The organism is Ruegeria sp. CJ3, from assembly GCF_056536725.1.
On sequence record NZ_JBQFQE010000002.1, the window covers coordinates 503375 to 521733 of the forward strand.

An 18359-nucleotide genomic window follows, 5' to 3' on the forward strand; every position below is an offset into this window, starting at 1 on the left:
AAATGCCGCAGGTCGTCCTTTGTCGTTGTTTGATGACTCAGTTGTCGCCGATCGAGCACCGTTTGAGCGAGCCGTTCATGTTGCAGGACGACGCGCCTGCGCCCCCCTTGCGCACCCGCACTTCGCCCGCCCTTGCAACCTTGGTGCCGCCGCCCGAACCGAACTTGGGCAGCTTGTCCATCAGCCCGCGCAGAAACCCCTTGCCTTGCGGTGCAGCTGCAGCCTGACGCTGGTCCGAGCGCAGCAGCATCTCAAGCGCCTTGCCATGGGCCATTTGCAGGTTGTCCTGATTTTCAAACACCTTGCCACCGGTGATATCGGCTAGACCCTCGGCATCGAAATCCGCAGCGACCAGCGTGTTCAGCATCACCGCGCCCATATCCATGTTTTCGAGCTTGTCCTGAGTCGTACGCTCTTGCATCAGCTTCATCTCTTGATAAAGCCGATGGCTCTTGTCCGCCATCTCGGCCTGCTGTTCGAGCGCGATATCGATGCCCTGCCCTGTTGCGGGCGAGGGGTATTGCAGCAGCGCATTCAGCGCCGCCAGATCAATTTCGGCCAGCAACGCGCGTATGGTTTCGTCGCTTGCGTTGCTGTGCAGCCGGATCACGATCTCTTCGTCAAAGCCGATCCGTCCCTTGATCTTGCGCACGTCACTCTCGGCCGAGCGTCCCGAGATATCTTCGCGCACCTCGACAAACGGAACGCCGTCGAGAACAGCAAACCCGTCCTTAAGCTCCATCGCGTTCATGAAGTTGGCCTGACGTCCCAGGGCCAGTCCAACCAGCGTGTTGCGCGGCTGCTTGCGCTTGAACGCGATGTCAAGCCAGAGGATCTCATTATCTTTGACATAGACATAGCTCGTCTCGGCCAGCTTGCGGATAAGGCCATCCCGACCAGCATTTGACAAGCGCTGCAATTCGGCCTGACTGGAAATCGAGCTGATCAGCGGCGTTAGTTGATACCCAGACAGCACCGTCTGAACCGGTGCGCTTTCTGTTTCGGTCAGGCCGTGGCGACTCCACCCGGCGGGGGCCGAGGGCAAGTGGGGTTTCGATCCCTCATCCCACCGCGATTTCCGGTCGCGTTCGACCTTCTTGGCGACCTGTTCGGCCTTGTACAGGCCAAAGCGGTCGTTGACCGTGTCTACATATCCGCCGAACGACAATCTGCCTTCGGCCTTCTTGTCCTGCTGGGAATAGTCCAGCCCCGCGATAACCAACCCAGCGATCAGCAAAAACCCTATGAAACGCAACGCGCCCATGAATAACCTCGGAATCAAAACCTGCTCTTGCAGAGGTCAATCACACAAGATTGAGGCACCGGTATGGCCTAACCATTGATGGTCAGAGAATCTTGCCGGGGTTCATGATGTTGTCAGGGTCCAGAGCCGCCTTGATTGCCGACATATAAGTCGTGGCCGCGCCAAGTTCCTTGACCAGATAGGGGCGCTTGCCCTGACCGATGCCATGCTCGCCCGTGCAGGTGCCGTCCATCGAAATCGCCAGATCGTTCAGCCAGCCGACAAATTCCTCAGCCGCTGCGACTTCGGCCGCGCTGTCCATGTCGACCAGCACCAACGTATGGAAGTTCCCGTCGCCGACATGACCCACGATCGGTGCCAGCAAACCCAATTCCTGCGCCTTGTCCTGAGCCGTTGTGACGCATTCGGCCAGACGCGAGATCGGTACGCAGACATCGGTCGATATCCCGCGCGCACCGGGGCGCAGCTGCAGGCTCGCCCAATACATATCATGCCGCGCCTGCCACAGCTTGTTGCGTTCCTCGGTGGTTGAGGTTGCAGCGAAGTCCGTGCCGCCAAACTCCTCAGCGATCTGGCCGAAGGTCTCGGCCTGCTCGGCGGCACCTGTCTCCGAGCCATGGAATTCGAGCAACAACAGCGGCGTTTCCGGCAGGGTCAGCCCGGAATAGGCATTGGCCGCACGGACAGACATCTGATCCAGCAGTTCGATCCGGGCGACAGGAATGCCGTATTGGATCGTCATCATCACCGCCTGACAGGCCGCATCAACCGATGGAAAGGAACACCGGGCCGAGCTGATCGCCTCGGGAATGCCCTGCAACCGCAACGTGATCTCGGTGATGATGCCCAGCGTGCCCTCGGCCCCGATCAGCAGGCGCGTCAGGTCGTACCCCGCCGAGGATTTGCGCGCCCGGTGACCGGTGCGGATGATCTGCCCGTCGGGCATAACGGCCTCGAGGCTCAGCACATTGTCCTTCATCGTGCCATACCGCACCGCGTTGGTGCCCGAGGCACGGGTCGCCGCCATCCCACCCAACGAGGCATCAGCCCCCGGATCGATGGGAAAGAACAACCCCTGATCGCGCAGATGCGTGTTCAGTTCGGTGCGGGTCACGCCGGGCTGCACGGTGCAATCCAGATCGCTGGCATTGACGGCGAGAACCCTGTTCATCTGGCTCAGATCCACCGACACACCCCCGGCGGGCGCATTAACATGCCCTTCAAGCGAGGTACCGGTTCCAAACGGGATCACGGGCACCTTATGCGCGGCACAGGTTTTGACGATCTCGGCAACTTCTTCGGTCGAGTGTGGAAACACCACGGCATCCGGGCTCTGGTTTTCGATCCAGGTGGTGGTGTGGCCGTGCTGTTCGCGGATCGCCCCACCGGTTTGCAGCCGATCCCCGAACCGCTGCTTCAGTATCCCCAAAGCCGTTTCGATCCCGGCCTCATTCCGTGGCAGAGTGGATGCCTGCACCATCGTCTTTCCCCTTCCGGCCTAAAGCATCGCCGGTACAACCTGATCCGGTGGCCGGTGGCCATCTTCAAAGGTCTTGATATTGATGATCACCTTCTCACCCATCTCGATCCGGCCTTCCAACGTGGCCGAGCCCATATGCGGCAACAGCACCACATTCGGAAGTTGCCGCAAACGCGGGTTCACATCTGTGCCGTGTTCATAAACGTCCAGCCCCGCGCCCGCGATCTCACCTGCGCGGATCATCCGGGTCAGCGCATTCTCGTCCACCACCTCGCCCCGCGACGTGTTCACGATCACAGCCGAGGGCTTCATCAGCTTCAGCCTCCGCGCGTTCATCAGATGGAAGGTCGATGGCGTCGAGGGGCAGTTGATCGAGATGACATCCATCCGCGCCACCATCTGGTCCAGACTGTCCCAATAGGTGGCCTCAAGCTCTTGCTCGATCTCGGGGCGCAAGCGGCGCCGGTTGTGGTAATGCACTTGCATCCCAAACGCACTGGCGCGCCGCGCCACGGCCTGCCCGATCCGACCCATGCCCAGAATGCCCAGACGACGCCCGCCAACCCGGCCGCCCAGCAACGCGGTCGGCGCCCAGCCTTCCCAGTCGCCCTTTTGCATCAGGCCCAGCCCCTCGGGGATACGCCGCGTCACAGATAGGATCAGCGCCATCGTCATATCGGCGGTATCGTCCGTCAGCACACCAGGCGTGTTCGAGACCAGAATGCCCCGCTGCCGCGCCGTCGCCACATCGATGTTATCAACCCCGGCCCCGTAATTCGCGATCAGCCGCAGGTTTTCACCCGCTTGTCCCAGAATACCACCGTCGATCATATCGGTAATGGTTGGCACCAGCACATCGGCCTCTTTGACCGCCGCAACCAGCTGTTCGCGCGTCATGGGTGTATCGTCGTCGCGCAAGCGCACGTCGAACAGTTCACTCAACCGGGTTTCCACTGCCTCGGGCAACCGTCGCGTAACGACAACACTCAGACGTTCTCTTGGCACCTCAGCCCTCCTACCGCTTTGCAAACAGTCGCGCGCCATGGCATCGTGGCGCAGGATGACACGGGGCACAAGAACCCCATGGGCCAAAGGCCCGACCTTTTTTCGAAACACGGTCAACAGGCAGTAAGAGCAGGCAATTGAGTGTCAGGGTTTCAGTAAAACGCCATTTGCTGGCGATACTTGCCGTATTTGTCTTTGCGTTTGCCGCCGTTGCCGCAGCAGCACAGGACGCGCGCGGTCCTGTCACGAATCTGCCGCTGCCACGCTATGTCTCGATGAAAGCGGCCGAGGGCAATGTCCGCCGCGGCCCCTCGCTGACTCATCGAATCGACTGGGTGTTCAAGCGGCGCGGTATGCCGCTGCAGATCACGGCGGAATACGGCAACTGGCGCAAGGTGCAAGACCGCGACGGTGCCGGGGGGTGGGTTCACTATGCCCTGCTATCCGGCGTGCGCACGGTGCTGATTGAATCCGATATGCTGCCGGTCTATGCCAGCCCCGACCCCGGATCACAGGTCAACGCACATTTCGAAACCGGCGTGGTGGCCCGGCTGGGCACCTGCACCGCTGACTGGTGCCAAATCTCGGCAGGCGGGTACCGCGGCTGGACCCTCAAGAGCAACCTCTGGGGGGTCGACGCCGCCGAGATCCGGGAATAGCCTCTATTCTTCCGCCTCACCGTCCCCGCGCTGGGACAGTTCCTGATCCAGAAGCAACAGGTTCCAGCGGTCATCCCCGGCGGCCTTTGCCTTGTTCAGAATGGACGCGAACAAATCCTCTTCTTCGATCTGTTCTGCAAGGAACCAGTTCAGCATGTTCTGGGTGCTGTATTCCTTCTCGGCCTGCGCCAGCTCGAACAGAGCATTAATCTGCCCCGTCACCACCTGCTCGTGCGACAGAGCATGTTCCAGCACATCGACGGGCGACGCGTATTCCGTTTGCGGTTTGGCAATTCCGTCCAGATGAATGCGCGCACCGCGCTTGGCAACAAAGTCGAAGATCCGCATGGCATGCGTCTCCTCTTCGGCCGAATGGCCCCGGAACCAACTGGCAAATCCCGGCAATTCCTGCGCTTCGAAATAGGCGGACATCGCAAGATAGGTGTATGACGCGTGCAATTCGTTATTGATCTGATTGTTCAGCGCCTCGGCGACTTTCTGATTCAGTTTCATGGTGTACTCCTTGGAGCTGGATGCGTGCGGTTCGAACATAGTATCGGAAACTTCGGCACTCAACGCCTGACTCTGATATTTTCGACTTAAAAACATGATCTTATGAAGATTTGGATGTGAATGACTTTCAATCTCACCTATCGCACCCGTTGCTCGGCGCGCGCAGCCAAACCTGTCAGCCACCGACCTTCGACTGCACCACCAGCCGCAGCGCCGAAGCGCTCGGCCCCCTAAAACACGCGGATTTCCCCGGCCTCGAAACGTTCTGGAGATTGATGTCACTTTTGTCCAAAAAAGCCCTTGAACCCTGAAACCAACAGTCGTAGATAGCCGCTCATCGTTGGGGTGTAGCCAAGTGGTAAGGCAGCGGTTTTTGGTACCGTGTATCGTAGGTTCGAATCCTACCACCCCAGCCAATCACACCCCCAATAGATGTCTTGTGCTTAATAGTTCAAAACGCGGACGAATCCTGAGATGCCGACTGCGTTCTATTCGAGTGCATCGCTCTGGACAAAAAACATGAACACATCGCATGAAAACTGGGGCTCTCGCGTTGGATTTATTCTGGCCACCGCGGGATCTGCCATCGGCCTCGGGAACATCTGGAAATTCCCTTACATAGCGGGTGAGAATGGAGGGGCCGCCTTCATAATCATCTATTTGGGGATCGTGTTCACAATCGGCCTTTCGGTGATGTTGGCAGAAATCGCCATCGGGCGACGCGCCCAGACCGACGCCATCCACGCATTTGCCAAGCTCGGGAAGCCCGGATGGTCTTTCATCGGTGTGCTGGGGGTTTTGACGGCGTTTGTTGTCTTGTCTTTCTACTCTGTCGTCGCAGGCTGGTGCATCGCATATGTGGTCAAATCCGCCAGTGGCGCGTTTTCGGGCATGGATGCCGCAGAGGTTGGGGCAGCATTCGGCGCGTTTGTCGGATCGCCTGTGACGCCAATCATTTATCACGGCATTTTCGCAGCGCTGACCATCGCCGTTGTCATCGGAGGAGTCTCGGGCGGGATTGAGAAGACAAGCAAGGTTCTGATGCCGCTGTTCTTCGTCATCCTAGTGGCTTTGGTCGTGCGGTCGATCACGCTTCCCGGTGCGGAGAAAGGTCTGGAATTCTTCCTCGCACCCGATTTCTCAAAGGTCTCGGCGACGACGATCATCGCGGCTCTGGGGCAAGCTTTTTTCTCGTTGTCGCTGGGCATGGCGGCCTTGTTGACATTCGGGTCTTATGTCGGCAAGGACATGAACCTTGGCAAGTCCGCGGTTCAGATCACGGTTCTGGATACCTTGGTCGCCATTCTGGCCGGGCTTGCCATCCTGCCCGCCGTCTTTGCCATCGGCATGGATCCCGCCGCGGGGCCGGGCCTTACATTTGTGACTTTGCCGGCGGTCTTCAATTCGATGCCCGGCGGATATGTGTTCGCCATTATCTTCTTCGTCCTGTTGACCATCGCGGCCCTGACATCTTCCGTGTCGATCCTTGAAACGGTTGTCGCGTTCTTTGCGAACACGGGCTTGTCCCGCAGAACTGCCGCCATTGGGGCGGGGACTGTCGCGTTTCTGGCCGGAATTCCGTCGTCTCTGTCGGTCGGCATCTGGAGTGACGTTCACTTCATCAAGGGTCAGGGCTTTCTCGATTCAGCGAGTTGGCTGACGGACAAGCTGCTACTACCGATCGGCGGTCTGCTAATTTGTATCTTCGCCGGTTGGATCATGGGCCCGATTGCACTTCGGGAGGTGGCCGGAGATGGCAAGCCGGGCATACTGGCCCGGGCTTGGTTGTTCATTTTGCGCTTCATTGCCCCTGCGGCGATCCTGTTGATCCTCGTGAGCGGGCTAGAGCTTGTAACCTTCTGACAGGTCCAGAAAGCCGATGGCCGCGCAGTATTGGGATCGTCAGCTCTCTAAACTGTCCCGCCGCGGCTCGAACCGATCCGATTTCCAGTCCACGGTGGCTGCGACGAGCCGACGCCTTTTCTGTTGTCAAATCGGCCTGAAGTCACATTCGCGTCCTTGCGCCAGCCTCGGCAATGGCGTCGGCGGTCGTTGGGAGTGGTAGGCGGAGTCAGGGTGCCACCGCCGATTGTCGCGACTGTGAACCGCCGCTGCCGTTTCGTCGGCGGTATTCGGACGGAGAGATACCGACCTCTTTCTTGAAGGCCTTACAGAAATAATTCGCATCGCTGAATGACAGATCCAGTGCAACATTGCCGATTGGCAGTTTGCTGCGGATCAGAAGCTCTTTGGCTTGCTCGATCCGTCTGTCCTTGACATAGGCAACGAAGGTCGTGCCCGTCTCTTTGTGGAACAGGCGGCTGAGGTAAAAGAGGCTGAACGGCCCCTTCGTGGGTGAACAGGTCCCGCAGGCTTTCGCGGGCCAGATCAAGGCATCCGCGATAGTCGCCCTGGTCCACCAGACCCGCGATCCTGTCGGCAATCGTCTCGGCGGCTTTGACCGGAGCTGGGGTTGCCTGTTCCAGGCATTCGGACAGGGCGCGCAGCAGGGCCTGCGTGCGGATAGGCTTGAGCAGGACCAGTCCGGCGCCTTTGAACTGATGATGCGCAACCTTCTGCACCCCAGGATCGGCGCCATCTCATCGCGCGATGAAATCGCAGCAATCGGCCACCGCATGGTGCATGGCGGCCAGGAATTCGTCAAAGCGACCCTTGTGGACGATAAGGTCATGGCTAGGCTGCGGGAGTGCATCGAGCTTGCACCACTGCACAACCCGGCCTGCGTCGCCGGGATCGACGCCGCCCAGCGGATGTTCCCCGAGGCGCCCAACGTCGTCGTCTTTGACACCGCGTTCCACCAGACCATCCCGGCGCAAGCGCATGTCTATGCCCTGCCCCACGAGTTTTATGCCGAACACGGCATCCGCCGGTACGGCTTTCACGGCATCTCATGCCGCTATGTCAGCCGCGTCGCCTCGAACATTCTGGGCCGCAAGATCGAGGACCTGTCGATGGTGGTCTGCCATCTGGGCAACGGGGTGACGATCAACGCGGTTCAAGGCGGCCGGTCCGTCGACACCAGCCTGGGCTTCGGAACCTTCGGCGGTATCCCCATGGGCACCCGATCCGGCGATTTCGACCCGGCCATCATCTTCCATCTGGTCAACAAGATGGGCATGTCCCTGACCGAAGTCGAAAAGCTGTGCTACAAGAACAGCGGCCTGCGGGGCCTGTCCGGCGTCAGCAACGACATGCGCGACATCATCGAACGCGCCTCGGGCGGGGATGAACGCTGCCAGCTTGCACTTGAGGTGTTCATTTACAACTGCCGCAAAACCATCGGGGCCTATGCGGCGGCCATGAACAAGCTGGACGCGCTGGTGTTCACCTCCGGGATCGGCGAAAACAGCGCCGAGATCAGATCCCGCATCTGCGCTGGTCTCGAGATTCTGGGCATCCGGATCGAAGAACGCGTCAACGAGATCGCGGGCCCGCAGATCCCCAACATCACCGCCCCGGATGCGCGGGTGGCCACCCTTGTCTTTCCCACCGACGAGGAAGAGTTGATCGCCTATGACGTCAAGCAATTGACCGGAAACATGCCCCGCAAAGACGCGGTCGAAGCACCGCAACCCGTTCTGGCATAGGCCCGACCGGGCGGCGGACATCCTTGTTCGCCGTCCATCACGCGAGCGCCCCGAACATGCCCCGCTCTAGACCTGATCCGCCCCGCCCGGGCTTCGTCGCGCCGAGCCGATCAGCAGCCAACAGACCGTCGCGGCAAGAAGAATTCCCGCCGCCAAACCAGCGCTGAGAACAGCCAGCACCCACGCAGGCTTGGCCTCGCGGACAGCAGACAGAAACCCGCCATGCTTCACGGCAAAGTCGGACCGATGGTAATATTCTAAGAAATAGCCATCAGCCATGAACAGGGCCTGCAACACCAGAATCAGTATAGTGATCAGGCACAGCAGCGCGCGACTGGGTGAAAAGGCCATCAATGCGACCAGCGTCGCAGTCACCGGTCCCCAGAGATAAGGTAGCAGAAAGCGGGCGTCAGCCGGTGGCAACACGCCCGTGTGCGCCAAAACCTGAAGGCCGACAAAGGCCAGCACAAATGTAAACACAAGAACGCGCCGAAAATCTGCAAGCACAGTCTCTTCCGCCGCCGCTCGCTGGCCCGGGCGGAAACACAGCACGATCCCAGCAACAACCAGCGCGGAAACGATCCAGAAGGGCGGCGCAAAAAGAACAGCTCTGAGAGCGCCCGGATCGAACATATAGAACGTATACTGCCCCGAAAGAACCAGCCCGGCGGTGGCGAGAAGCCCAGAGTCCATCAAGTTGCCATTGAACCGGCCAAAGAGGGACAGCGTTGCCATGCTATTTTCTGCCTCATGACCTGCAAAAGTCGCCGCGAGATGGAGAAATGTAGGAATAAGCAGCACGACCCCGAGGGCGCAACTGAAGGCAACGTAATACAGAAAGCGGGGGTTCCTTCGGTGATGCAGAAAAGCAAAGGCTGCAGGCAAAAGCAGAAGGACCGTTGTCGTCTTTGATGCCGCCGCTCCGCCTAGTATCAGCAGAAGCAGCGTAACCCGTCCCGGACTCAGGCCGCGCAGCAGCAGGGTCAGCGACACATAGACAGCGGCCACCCCAAAGAACTCCGCAAAAACATCGTTGCTGACCTGTGTCACGACCACAAGCCGGCCCGGTGCCAGAACAAAGATCGCCGTTGCACAACTCACCAGCCAGCGGTTTCGGGGAAAGAGCCGGTCCATTGTCATGAACAGCAGCGCAACCGAAAGCGTTGACACAACAACGGATACAGCCCTCAGCAAAAACAGGCGGTCTGTATGCGTTGGCAGCGAAAGTGCCCGTGAGATCAGCGCATAGCTGGAATAAAACAATGCCGGTTGATGGCCCTCATAGCTGATCCCCTCAAGTCCCCAGTGGGCCGGGTCTGTGGAATCAGGCATGGGCCAGTCCAGCTTTGACCAGCGTTCGCCAGCAACCATCTCGGCGGCCAACGACGGGGTCAGGAGGTCGCTCGCGATGTCGGGCACGCCCCGACCGGTGGCAAGGCGATCTACATAGTCATAATGATGAGGTTCATCGAGCTTGCCCCAGGAGGGCATGAGCATGGCAACGCTCATCGCGTAGGAAAAATAGGCGAACAGCAAAACTCGAAGCGTCAGGCTGGAAATCATAACTTCTTTCATCAATTGTTAAGTAGTCAGGTCAATCATCTGTCGAAATTCGCGCCCCTGCGAAACGCCTTGCATCGCTTGCGCCCAAAAGCATCGGGTGGCCAGCGTGATTGCTGCCCGGCGTCGATAAGAACCAATTGTCACTTCCCCTTCTAGGCAGAAGCCCGCAATCTGATTTCACGCCCGCAGCCTGCACAGACCCGAAGGCCCGATCAAGAGAAACCGCACCCGTCGCGCATGTGTTGCGGTAGTTGCAGATGCATTGGGACCACAAGAACACAAGGTGGTACCCGTAACACCGCCACATCAACCCCGGGTTCATGTGCCGTGTACCTCAAGGGCCGCAAGACCACAGCGCAACCCTGTTTCGATGCCGCAAGCGTCCGGCGGCTAAGGTCATGAGTGACGCGTGCGGTTGTGGCCGATGTTCGGGAAACGCTCCGCCGGGCGGCTCTGACGGACTTGTTGGTTTTGCGCACCGCGCCAGCTGCTAAGATATGCCGCGCAATCAACGGGGATGACGCTATGACCATAGCGAACTGGAGTGACAGCCTGCTGGATCGGCTTGAAGACGTGGGGACGCGGCTTCGGGTGGCGGATGGGGCGGCGCTGTTTGCGCCCGGGGCCTATGGCGAGGTGTTTCTGATCGTGCGGTCGGGCACCGTTCGGGTCGAACAGACCAGCCCCTCGGGGCGAACCGTCGTGTTGTATCGGGTCGGGCCCAATGACAGCTGTGTCATGACCACGTCCTGCATGTTGTCCGACATCCCCTATGCCGGCTACGGCTATGCCGAGGGCGACGTGACCGCGCTGGCGATTGCCCGCCCGCAGTTCAATGATCTGCTGGCTAGGGATGCCGCATTCAGGGCCTCGGTCTTCGCGGCGTTTTCCCAGCGGATTGTCGAGCTATCCGACGTAATCAACGACCTTCTGATCAATCGCATGGATCAGAAACTGGCGGGTTGGCTGGCCGAACAAGGCAGCGACGGGGCAGAGATCCGTATAACTATAACGCATCAGCGGATCGCAACCGAGCTTGGCAGCGCCCGCGAGGTCATGTCGCGGCTTTTGAAAGACTTTGAGCGCCGCGGCTGGGTCCAGCTAGAGCGCGGCAGCATACATCTGACCGACCGCGCGGCGCTCATGCATTTTGCCAGATCCGAGCTTTTGTGACCGCGTTACATAAAGCGCGATGAAAATCTGCGATTCTCCGACCGGATCAGGAAAAGGAGATTCCGATATGCAATTCTCATCCAACGTTGGCTCGATCGATCGTCTGTTGCGTCTGGTGCTGGGCGCGGGGCTGGTTCTGCTTGCGCTGACCGGAACCATCGGCGCTTGGGGCTGGATCGGCATGGTCTTTGTCGTCACCGCCTTCGTCAAATTCTGCCCCATCTACGCGATGCTGGGCCTGTGCACCGACAAGAAAGCCGAACAATGAACGCCCCCGCCCCTCGCTCGCGCCGGGCGGTTCTGAAGCTGGGCATGGCTGGTGCCCTGATCGGTCCGGCGACGCTGGCAACGGCGCAAACCGACGTCGTGACGGGGATCAATCCCGCAAAACTCAAGGACCGCCAGCGCACGCCGCTTGGCCTGTATCTCAGCCCGACCGACGCGCACAGCGCGCTGCGCGCCAATCCCGATATTCTGTTCGTCGATGTCCGCGATCCGATTGAAATATCCTTTGTCGGGCATCCCGAAGGCCTGGACAAGATCATCCCCTTGGGCGTGGTAACACATCAGATTGACCCCGGCAGCGGACAGTATCGCATGGTGAACAATCCCAATGTGGTAGCTGAATTCGATGATCTGCGCGCCCTGCACGGCAAATCCCGGGATGCGACCATCTTTGTCACATGCCGATCCGGCGCGCGATCTGCCGTCGCGGTGCGGATGCTGGCGCAGGCCGGATATACGAATGTCTGGAATCTTGTGGAAGGCTTTGAGGGCGACAAGGATGCAACCGGCGCCAGAACGGTGAACGGATGGCGAAATGCCGGACTGCCGTGGGGCTATACCCTTGGACCCGGGGTGGCGTGGACCCTGCCGGCATAGACCTGTGGCCATCCCGCCCGGGTTCGGCACCCGCGCGGGATTTGTTAACGCACCTTAACAGTTGCGTGAGATTTCGGCAGCGCAGCAAAGTAACCTTTGCGCTGCCGCCTGTCTCAATTCAATACTGCCTTACCTGTCGTAATTTACGGAGCATTCATGCGGGTTAGCGTCGGCATCGCTGTTTCAATGCTGGTTGCCCTTTCCATCGGCGTGTCGACGTTCATCGTCCATTCGCTGTGGTGGACAACCGCGCGCGACAACAGCCGGATGCTTGCAGCCGAGATCAACAGCCAGATTGCCAACACCGTCCGCATCGAGGTCGGCGTGACGCTCCGATCCGCCGAGGCCGCCTGGGCTGCGGTGCGCACGATCTTTGTTCAGAACGTGATCGCAACGCGGCAGGCGGATAAGCGAGAGTTTGTCTTTCTGTCGCAATTGCAGGCGCAGCCCAATATCTCGTGGATTTTCTTCGGCTGGCCGGACGGAAACTTCTTTGCCTCGCACCGATTGGGCGATGGCGGGCTCGAAATGGTCGAGATCGACAAGAACATCCGCGACCGGATGCTGCGGACCGATCGCTACATCTTCATCCCCGGCGACATCCAGTTCGAAGAGCGCAACTTTTCCGAAACGACCTATGACCCGCGGGATCATGCTTGGTTCGACAACTTCATGGGGCTCGAATCTCAGGGCTGGATCGAGGCAAGGGATCTGCCGGGCAGCAACAAGACAGTGTACGCATTTGCCGGCCCGGTCGACGTGAACCGGCGGCGTCAGGGCGTTTTGGCCGTCGCCATCGAAACCGACCGCCTGTCACGCTTTCTGGCCACGCTGCATCCGGGGGAGTTCGGGGCTGCCTTCATTCTGGACGCCGACGGCAAGGTGATCGCCGTGCCCGATGCGCAGGCCGACGAGGTGACGCCCGCGCGGATGGGGGCCGGAGAGCTTTACGAGGTCGCCATGATTTCGGGCGAGCAGCTATTGGGCCATCCCGAAGTCAACACCCCCGGCAGCCAGACCACGCGCGTGGTGATCGGTGGCGTTCCTTATGCGGTGGCGTTGACGCCTCTGGGCTTTTATGGCTGGCGCGTCGCCACGGTCATCCCTGAATCGGCGTTCCTGTCGGGCATAGATAAAACACTGATAAACCTTCTTTATATCCTTGTCGGCGTTGTCGTCGTCGCCACAGGGCTGGCGATCTGGCTGGTGCGCCGGGTGGTCGCCAACCCGCTGGCGCGCATCGCCGAGGACCTCAGCAGGATCGAACGTTTCGATGTCGAGCAGATATCACGACGCCCCTCACGACTGGCCGAGCTTGCAAACCTTTCGGCCGCGACGGCCAGTATGGCCGCAGGGCTAGCCGCCTTTCGCAAATATGTTCCCACCGATCTTGTCCGAATGCTGGTCGCCGAGGGGATCGAGACGCAGCCCGGTGGCGACATCAAACCGATTTCGGTGCTGTTTTGCGATGTCACCGGGTTCACCGGATTGTCGGAAAAGCTTGGGCCTCGGATCGTTCAGTTGATGGAGCCATTCTTCAGCGCCGCATCCGAGGCCATTGCGCGCCATGATGGCACCATCGACAAGTTCATGGGCGACGCGGTCATGGCCTTCTGGGGTGCGCCGCGCGAAGATGCCAACCATGCCGAAAACGCCTGCCGCGCCGCACTGGATCTGGTCGCTGCCGTCGAGGAGGCAGGCATCACCGATGACGCAGGCAATGCGCTGCAGGTCCGGATCGGGCTGAACAGTGGCGAGGCGCTGGTCGGCAATATCGGGTCCGAGCAGCGGCTGAATTACACCGCAATCGGCGATGTCGTGAACGTGGCCAGCCGTCTGGAAGGGGCCAACAAGGATTACGGCACTCTGATCCTGATCGGCCCCGAGACGCGCCGCGAGGCCGGCGCGTCTATCATCGCGCGGGAACTGGATACGCTCTCGGTCTTTGGCCGGAGCAAAGAGCTGGTCGTCTATGAGCTGATCGCGATGGCCGATGGCTCTGACGGCTCGCAAATGTGGATCGAAGCCTACGAAAAAGGGCTTGCGCAGTATCGCGCCGGCCAGTTCGATCAGGCTGTGGCGGCGTTTGAGGCCGCGGCCAAAACCCGCGGCGGCGACCCCGCCTCAGAGATCATGATCGGCAGGATCACCGCCCTGCAGCATGAACCTCCGTCTGATGACTGGCGTCCTGTCACGGTAGCTGACAAGAAATGATCGCGACTGCTGACCAGATGCATTGAGACCAGATTGTTCGCCGCCCCTCTCAGAACCGGTAGGTAGCACCCAGCAACGGCCCGGACTGATCGAATGTGAAGTCGTTGCCGTCGATGTCGTGATCAAACGAGATATAACGATATCCACCCCGGATCAGCCATCTTTCATTGATCGCGTAATCGGCCGTCAGCAGAACCTGCCAGGTTTCGCCGCCGCTGCGGAACCCGCCGTAATCGACAAACCCGGTGCCCGACCACCTATCCGAAAAATCAACGCGCGCGCGAACGCCAAGAACCGGGTCGATCCAGTCATCATCAACCGTTGTCGTCCCCCCGGTTACGGTGCCGGACCGCAACCGGAACTCTGTTTCGGTGCTGAACCATCTGAACCCGCCCAGCAGATCGACCCGAACAGCCTGCTCGGGCAGGATCTGATAGCCGACATAGCCGCTCAGATACTGGGTCTTGAACGAGGTATCCAGCCCCGAGAACGCCGGCCCGGGCGTATCGTTACCGAAAGACAGGTTGGTGTACACGTAGTCCGCCAACAACGTCCAACGCCCATTTGTCGCCGAAAAGGCCCCCATGAACGCCAGATCAAGATTCTCGAGCGCATCCGAAAAGCTGAGATTGGCATCAAGCGACCCCCGGGACGTATCCAGAGACATATCCGTTTCCGGCATGAACAGATAGATCGACGCCTCGTAACTCCAGTCAGACTGCTGCGCCACGGTCTGGCTTGCAAAGGTCGCGGGCAAAAAGACCCCAAGAGCAAGCGTCACCCATTTGGTTGTTGCACGCATTTCTTCCCTTTCCGCCTTGGCGCGGTTTAGTCGAGCCAAGCTTAATTGATCTTATTGCCACGGCCAGACTTATGTAAGCGGTTCCTTTGCCCCACTTATTGAGAACAACATAGCTGTATAGGGGTTTCTCACGGTTTAGGGCGTCTCTGGGGTCAGAGCTGAAGAAACGTCCTTGTCAAATATGCACAGCTGATCACCGGGTGATAGATAGTTTTTTGTGACGCCGAGTATTTCGGGAACAATACGCCATCTCTGCGCAATGTCAGTGGAAGCTGGTTTATTGAAGTGCGTGAGGTTGAGGGTCACTTTGCAGTCGATTACGTTGCCATCTAACTTTTTGATCTGGGCTTTGAATGTTTTTGGTGTTTCAAAACCATCAGTTGCCGGGAAGTCTGGAACAACTACCAATCTTCCATCGCTCAAAGCAAAACAATCTTCAATTTGCAAAATTGCTATAGCAGTCATCTATGGTTTTCTTGCCCCCAGTTTTAGACAATCAGTTGAGTGCAGAATTGGATTCATTTGACATCGGATGCCCACGGTAGCAGCTCTTCGCTCCGGCTTTGTTTGTGTCCTTGCACAATGCAGTCAACACGCTCGTCAAATAGCCATGCGGCTCAATACCATTCAGTTTGACGTCTCGATCAGAGAGGCAAGGATCGCCCAGCTCTGAGCTCCGGTCTCATGTCCAGCGAAGAGTGCGTTTTTGGGGTTCAGAGCGATAGGACGGATGGTCCGCTCAACGCTGTTGGAATCCAGTTCCACGCGACCATCTTTAAGGAACACGGTCAGGCCACCCCAATGTTTAGCAATGTAGCTCAGGACCTCGCCGATGGGCGACTTGGCAGAGATGCGGGCGCGTGTTTCCCGGAGCCAGATCTCCATCTGATCGATGATTGGCTTGAGTGTTCCTGCCGCGCTGCGCCCCGAGCATCTGGGCTTTGACCTCTGATTTCTTTTTCGATGCGGTAGAGTTCCCGGATCAGTGCGATACCGTCATCGGCAATCGGGGTGGTTTTCCCGGACTTGGCTACGTCAAAGAGCTTACGGCGGGCATGCGCCCAGCAGTGCGCCAGTTGGATCGCGCCTTCCTGCCGTTTGAGCAGGCGGTTGTATCCAGCATAGCCGTCAACTTGCAGGGTGCCGTTAAAACCTGTCAGGATTTGCTTTGCATATTCACCTGCGCGGCCCGGTGCATAGGTGAACGCCACGCCGGGCGGATCTTCCCCGCCCCAGGGCCGATCATCGCGGGCGAGCGCCCAGAAGTAGCCGGTTTTGGTCTTCTTGCGACCGGGGTCGAGGACCGGGGCGACTGTCTCATCCATGAACAGTTTGGTTGACCGTTTCAGATCAGCCAGCAGCGCATCATAAACAGGGCGCAGCTCGAACGCGGCCCGACCAACCCAGGCGGCCAGGGTCGAGCGATCCAGATCAATGCTTTGCCGAGCGTAGATCTGAGCCTGACGATATAGTGGCGTGTGATCTGCGTATTTCGAGACGATTACGTGCGCAATAGTGGCCTCGGTCGGCATCCCGCCAGGTATCAAACCCGCTGAAGCAGGTGCCTGATTGATACCGTCTTCGCAGGATCGGCAGGCATACTTGGGGCGGCGTGTCACGATCACGCGGAACTGGGCCGGGATGATACCGAGCCGCTCACTGACATCCTCGCCAATGACATGACGTTCGGAGCCGCAGTCGCAGACCGTGCTTTCCGGTTCGATCACCTCTTCGATGCGCGCCAGATGTTTGGGCAGCGATCCCCGGTTGCCCCGGCGCGGTCGAGGCTTTCGCCCGATCAGGCAGTCATCGGCTTCATCCTCAGCGTGAAGTGCGGCCTGCGCCGTCTCGATATCTTCCAGCGCCAGTTCGAACTGCTCCGGACAGACCTTCTCGGACCTGGCGCCAAACAGGGCGCGTTTGTAATCAGCGACCAGTTTTTCCAGCTGAGCAATGCGCTCTTCTTTGCGGATGAGGGCACCAGCCGGCCGATAAGCCCGAGACTGGGCGGCAAGCACCATCGCCTTCAGGGCATCAATGTCATCAGGAAGATCACCCGCGCATCATGGCGTCGATTTACCACGCCCATCCAGCGGATGCCCCTGCAAAACAGGGGCCGAGTCACTCCGCCGCAGTCGGTGGACGGGCCTCCAATACCTTCGCTTTCCGCCAGTCCAATCCGTCAAACAGCGCCTCGAACTGAGCATGGTTCAGCGACATCAGACCATCCCGGATCGCGGGCCAGGTGAAGGTCGCTTCCTCAAGCCGCTTGTAGGTCATCACCAACCCTGTGCCATCCCAATACAGAGGTTTCAGCCGGTCGGCACGCTTCGAGCGGAACACAAACACAGTCCCGGTAAAAGGCTCCTTACCCAGCTCGTTCTGCACCAATGCCGCCAGCCCGTCATGACCCTTACGGAAATCCACAGGCTTCGTCGCGACCACGATCCACACCCTGTTCGACGGAAAGATCATGCGACCCCGTTCAACGCGCGAACAATCTCCGCGATCCGTTCCGACGGCGTGGCCGCATCCAGTCGAACCACAACATCACCACGCAGCAGATCCAGTGTCGCGGCCGCCGACGAAATCTCAGGAACAGGCTCCGCTGCCACAACCAAAGGTACAAAGTCGGGCTCCTCCGCAGTAGGCAAGACCAACCGACCATCCTTCGCCTCGCGTCGCTATGCTGACAGGTGATTTGGCCGCATATCATACCGCCGCGCTATCTCACTCACTATCGCCCCATCAACAAGCGTTTCCGTAACAATCCGTGCTCTCAGATCACGAGGCCAGCGTCGATGGCCCCGCGGGCCGACTACTACATCAATGTCATTGAGAAACGACGTTGAGTGCTCCATTGAGAAACTCCCTGAAAACTATCACTCAGGCTCGAATCTCAAATCGCAGAACAAAACAAAAGGTGGGGCTAAAGCACCGCTTACAGACTTATTGCATTTGGGCGGATCTCAACGGAACTCTAGTCAGTTCGGTTGATTGCTGAGTTCTAAGAAAACTTGGACCAGCTTCAGGTTGACGAGTAGAGTTCACGGATCGAGGAGCTTGTTAAGCTATGAGCCTGACGAGGTTTGATCGTTAAGCAAACAGTCCAGTGGACTGTTTGTAGATCGAACGGGCTGTATTGGGGTTTTCTGACGCTGGTTGCGGGAGTAGGATTTGAACCTACGACCTTCAG

General features: G+C 59.1%; 17 protein-coding genes, 1 tRNA gene and 1 pseudogene. 8 read left to right on the plus strand and 11 right to left on the minus strand.

All coding sequences use genetic code 11. From position 1 onward, the window contains the following. Positions 1-37: 37 nt before the first annotated feature. From ACR0J1_RS05625 to ACR0J1_RS05635, 3 genes are all read right to left on the minus strand, one after another. Entirely contained in the window at positions 38-1264 is a 1227-nt protein-coding gene (locus ACR0J1_RS05625) for a hypothetical protein (protein ID WP_480731274.1), read from the minus strand. Between the two features lie 82 nt (positions 1265-1346). Continuing rightward, complete coding sequence (locus ACR0J1_RS05630) at positions 1347-2744, minus strand: FAD-binding oxidoreductase (RefSeq protein ID WP_480731276.1); 1398 nt, start codon at positions 2742-2744, stop codon at positions 1347-1349. An 18-nt stretch (positions 2745-2762) separates the two neighbouring features. Next, positions 2763-3749, minus strand: a complete 987-nt coding sequence (locus tag ACR0J1_RS05635) for a 2-hydroxyacid dehydrogenase (RefSeq protein ID WP_480731278.1) — start codon at positions 3747-3749, stop codon at positions 2763-2765. 137 nt (positions 3750-3886) lie between these two features. Here ACR0J1_RS05635 and ACR0J1_RS05640 point away from each other — a divergent pair, with 137 nt between their 5' ends. Next, positions 3887-4408, plus strand: a complete 522-nt coding sequence (locus tag ACR0J1_RS05640; protein ID WP_480731280.1) for an SH3 domain-containing protein — start codon at positions 3887-3889, stop codon at positions 4406-4408. A 3-nt stretch (positions 4409-4411) separates the two neighbouring features. On the opposite strand, the gene ACR0J1_RS05645 is transcribed toward ACR0J1_RS05640, so the two are convergent. Continuing rightward, on the minus strand, positions 4412-4921 hold the full coding sequence (locus tag ACR0J1_RS05645) for a ferritin (RefSeq protein WP_480731282.1): 510 nt from the start codon (positions 4919-4921) through the stop codon (positions 4412-4414). 341 nt (positions 4922-5262) lie between these two features. Here ACR0J1_RS05645 and ACR0J1_RS05650 point away from each other — a divergent pair. Together ACR0J1_RS05650 and ACR0J1_RS05655 are read left to right on the plus strand one after the other, a co-directional pair. Beyond that, positions 5263-5337 (plus strand) — tRNA-Gln (locus ACR0J1_RS05650). Between the two features lie 103 nt (positions 5338-5440). After that, positions 5441-6784: a sodium-dependent transporter gene (locus tag ACR0J1_RS05655; protein WP_480731284.1), complete on the plus strand. Its 1344-nt coding sequence runs from the start codon at positions 5441-5443 to the stop codon at positions 6782-6784. A gap of 208 nt (positions 6785-6992) precedes the next feature. Here ACR0J1_RS05655 and ACR0J1_RS05660 read toward each other — a convergent pair whose 3' ends face one another. After that, positions 6993-7364: a helix-turn-helix domain-containing protein gene (locus ACR0J1_RS05660; RefSeq protein WP_480731285.1), complete on the minus strand. Its 372-nt coding sequence runs from the start codon at positions 7362-7364 to the stop codon at positions 6993-6995. Here ACR0J1_RS05660 and ACR0J1_RS05665 point away from each other — a divergent pair. After that, on the plus strand, positions 7273-8529 hold the full coding sequence (locus tag ACR0J1_RS05665; protein ID WP_480731287.1) for an acetate/propionate family kinase: 1257 nt from the start codon (positions 7273-7275) through the stop codon (positions 8527-8529). The genes ACR0J1_RS05660 and ACR0J1_RS05665 overlap by 92 nt on opposite strands. Positions 8530-8595: 66 nt before the next feature. Here the strand turns inward: ACR0J1_RS05665 and ACR0J1_RS05670 are convergent, their stop codons facing one another. Next, entirely contained in the window at positions 8596-10092 is a 1497-nt protein-coding gene (locus ACR0J1_RS05670) for a glycosyltransferase family 39 protein (protein ID WP_480731288.1), read from the minus strand. A gap of 525 nt (positions 10093-10617) precedes the next feature. Between ACR0J1_RS05670 and ACR0J1_RS05675 the strand changes: the two genes are divergently transcribed. The 4 genes from ACR0J1_RS05675 (at position 10618) to ACR0J1_RS05690 (ending at position 14361) form a co-directional block, all read left to right on the plus strand. Beyond that, on the plus strand, positions 10618-11265 hold the full coding sequence (locus tag ACR0J1_RS05675; protein WP_480731290.1) for a Crp/Fnr family transcriptional regulator: 648 nt from the start codon (positions 10618-10620) through the stop codon (positions 11263-11265). A 67-nt stretch (positions 11266-11332) separates the two neighbouring features. Continuing rightward, on the plus strand, positions 11333-11533 hold the full coding sequence (locus tag ACR0J1_RS05680; protein ID WP_480731291.1) for a YgaP family membrane protein: 201 nt from the start codon (positions 11333-11335) through the stop codon (positions 11531-11533). Then, positions 11530-12147 carry a rhodanese-like domain-containing protein gene (locus ACR0J1_RS05685; RefSeq protein WP_480731292.1) on the plus strand — a complete coding sequence of 206 codons (618 nt, stop codon included), beginning with the start codon at positions 11530-11532 and terminating at the stop codon, positions 12145-12147. Before ACR0J1_RS05680 ends, ACR0J1_RS05685 begins: the two co-directional genes overlap by 4 nt. A gap of 156 nt (positions 12148-12303) precedes the next feature. Beyond that, positions 12304-14361 (plus strand): adenylate/guanylate cyclase domain-containing protein, encoded by a 2058-nt coding sequence (locus ACR0J1_RS05690; protein WP_480731294.1) that lies wholly within the window; start codon positions 12304-12306, stop codon positions 14359-14361. 49 nt (positions 14362-14410) lie between these two features. Here the strand turns inward: ACR0J1_RS05690 and ACR0J1_RS05695 are convergent, their stop codons facing one another. From ACR0J1_RS05695 to ACR0J1_RS05715, 5 genes and pseudogenes are all read right to left on the minus strand, one after another. Next, positions 14411-15163, minus strand: a complete 753-nt coding sequence (locus ACR0J1_RS05695; RefSeq protein WP_480731296.1) for an outer membrane protein — start codon at positions 15161-15163, stop codon at positions 14411-14413. Positions 15164-15298: 135 nt separating this feature from the next. Then, positions 15299-15628, minus strand: coding sequence for a hypothetical protein (locus tag ACR0J1_RS05700; RefSeq protein WP_480731298.1), 330 nt, complete (start codon positions 15626-15628; stop codon positions 15299-15301). 53 nt (positions 15629-15681) lie between these two features. Further along, positions 15682-17184, minus strand: a pseudogene (gene tnpC / locus ACR0J1_RS05705) (IS66 family transposase). Between the two features lie 100 nt (positions 17185-17284). Further along, positions 17285-17608: an IS66 family insertion sequence element accessory protein TnpB gene (gene tnpB / locus ACR0J1_RS05710; protein WP_480731299.1), complete on the minus strand. Its 324-nt coding sequence runs from the start codon at positions 17606-17608 to the stop codon at positions 17285-17287. A 239-nt stretch (positions 17609-17847) separates the two neighbouring features. Continuing rightward, positions 17848-18024: a transposase gene (locus ACR0J1_RS05715; RefSeq protein ID WP_480731301.1), complete on the minus strand. Its 177-nt coding sequence runs from the start codon at positions 18022-18024 to the stop codon at positions 17848-17850. Positions 18025-18359: the final 335 nt, after the last annotated feature.

Excerpts from the sequence above, each read along its gene's own strand:
- ACR0J1_RS05625 (WP_480731274.1), bottom strand. The coding sequence starts at position 1,264 with ATGGGCGCGTTGCGTTTCATAGGGTTTTTGCTGATCGCTGGGTTGGTT.
- ACR0J1_RS05630 (WP_480731276.1), bottom strand. The coding sequence starts at position 2,744 with ATGGTGCAGGCATCCACTCTGCCACGGAATGAGGCCGGGATCGAAACG.
- ACR0J1_RS05645 (WP_480731282.1), bottom strand. The coding sequence starts at position 4,921 with ATGAAACTGAATCAGAAAGTCGCCGAGGCGCTGAACAATCAGATCAAT.
- ACR0J1_RS05655 (WP_480731284.1), top strand. The coding sequence starts at position 5,441 with ATGAACACATCGCATGAAAACTGGGGCTCTCGCGTTGGATTTATTCTG.
- ACR0J1_RS05670 (WP_480731288.1), bottom strand. The coding sequence starts at position 10,092 with ATGATTTCCAGCCTGACGCTTCGAGTTTTGCTGTTCGCCTATTTTTCC.
- ACR0J1_RS05675 (WP_480731290.1), top strand. The coding sequence starts at position 10,618 with ATGACCATAGCGAACTGGAGTGACAGCCTGCTGGATCGGCTTGAAGAC.
- ACR0J1_RS05680 (WP_480731291.1), top strand. The coding sequence starts at position 11,333 with ATGCAATTCTCATCCAACGTTGGCTCGATCGATCGTCTGTTGCGTCTG.
- ACR0J1_RS05685 (WP_480731292.1), top strand. The coding sequence starts at position 11,530 with ATGAACGCCCCCGCCCCTCGCTCGCGCCGGGCGGTTCTGAAGCTGGGC.
- ACR0J1_RS05690 (WP_480731294.1), top strand. The coding sequence starts at position 12,304 with ATGCGGGTTAGCGTCGGCATCGCTGTTTCAATGCTGGTTGCCCTTTCC.
- ACR0J1_RS05695 (WP_480731296.1), bottom strand. The coding sequence starts at position 15,163 with ATGCGTGCAACAACCAAATGGGTGACGCTTGCTCTTGGGGTCTTTTTG.
- ACR0J1_RS05700 (WP_480731298.1), bottom strand. The coding sequence starts at position 15,628 with ATGACTGCTATAGCAATTTTGCAAATTGAAGATTGTTTTGCTTTGAGC.
- ACR0J1_RS05715 (WP_480731301.1), bottom strand. The coding sequence starts at position 18,024 with ATGGAGCACTCAACGTCGTTTCTCAATGACATTGATGTAGTAGTCGGC.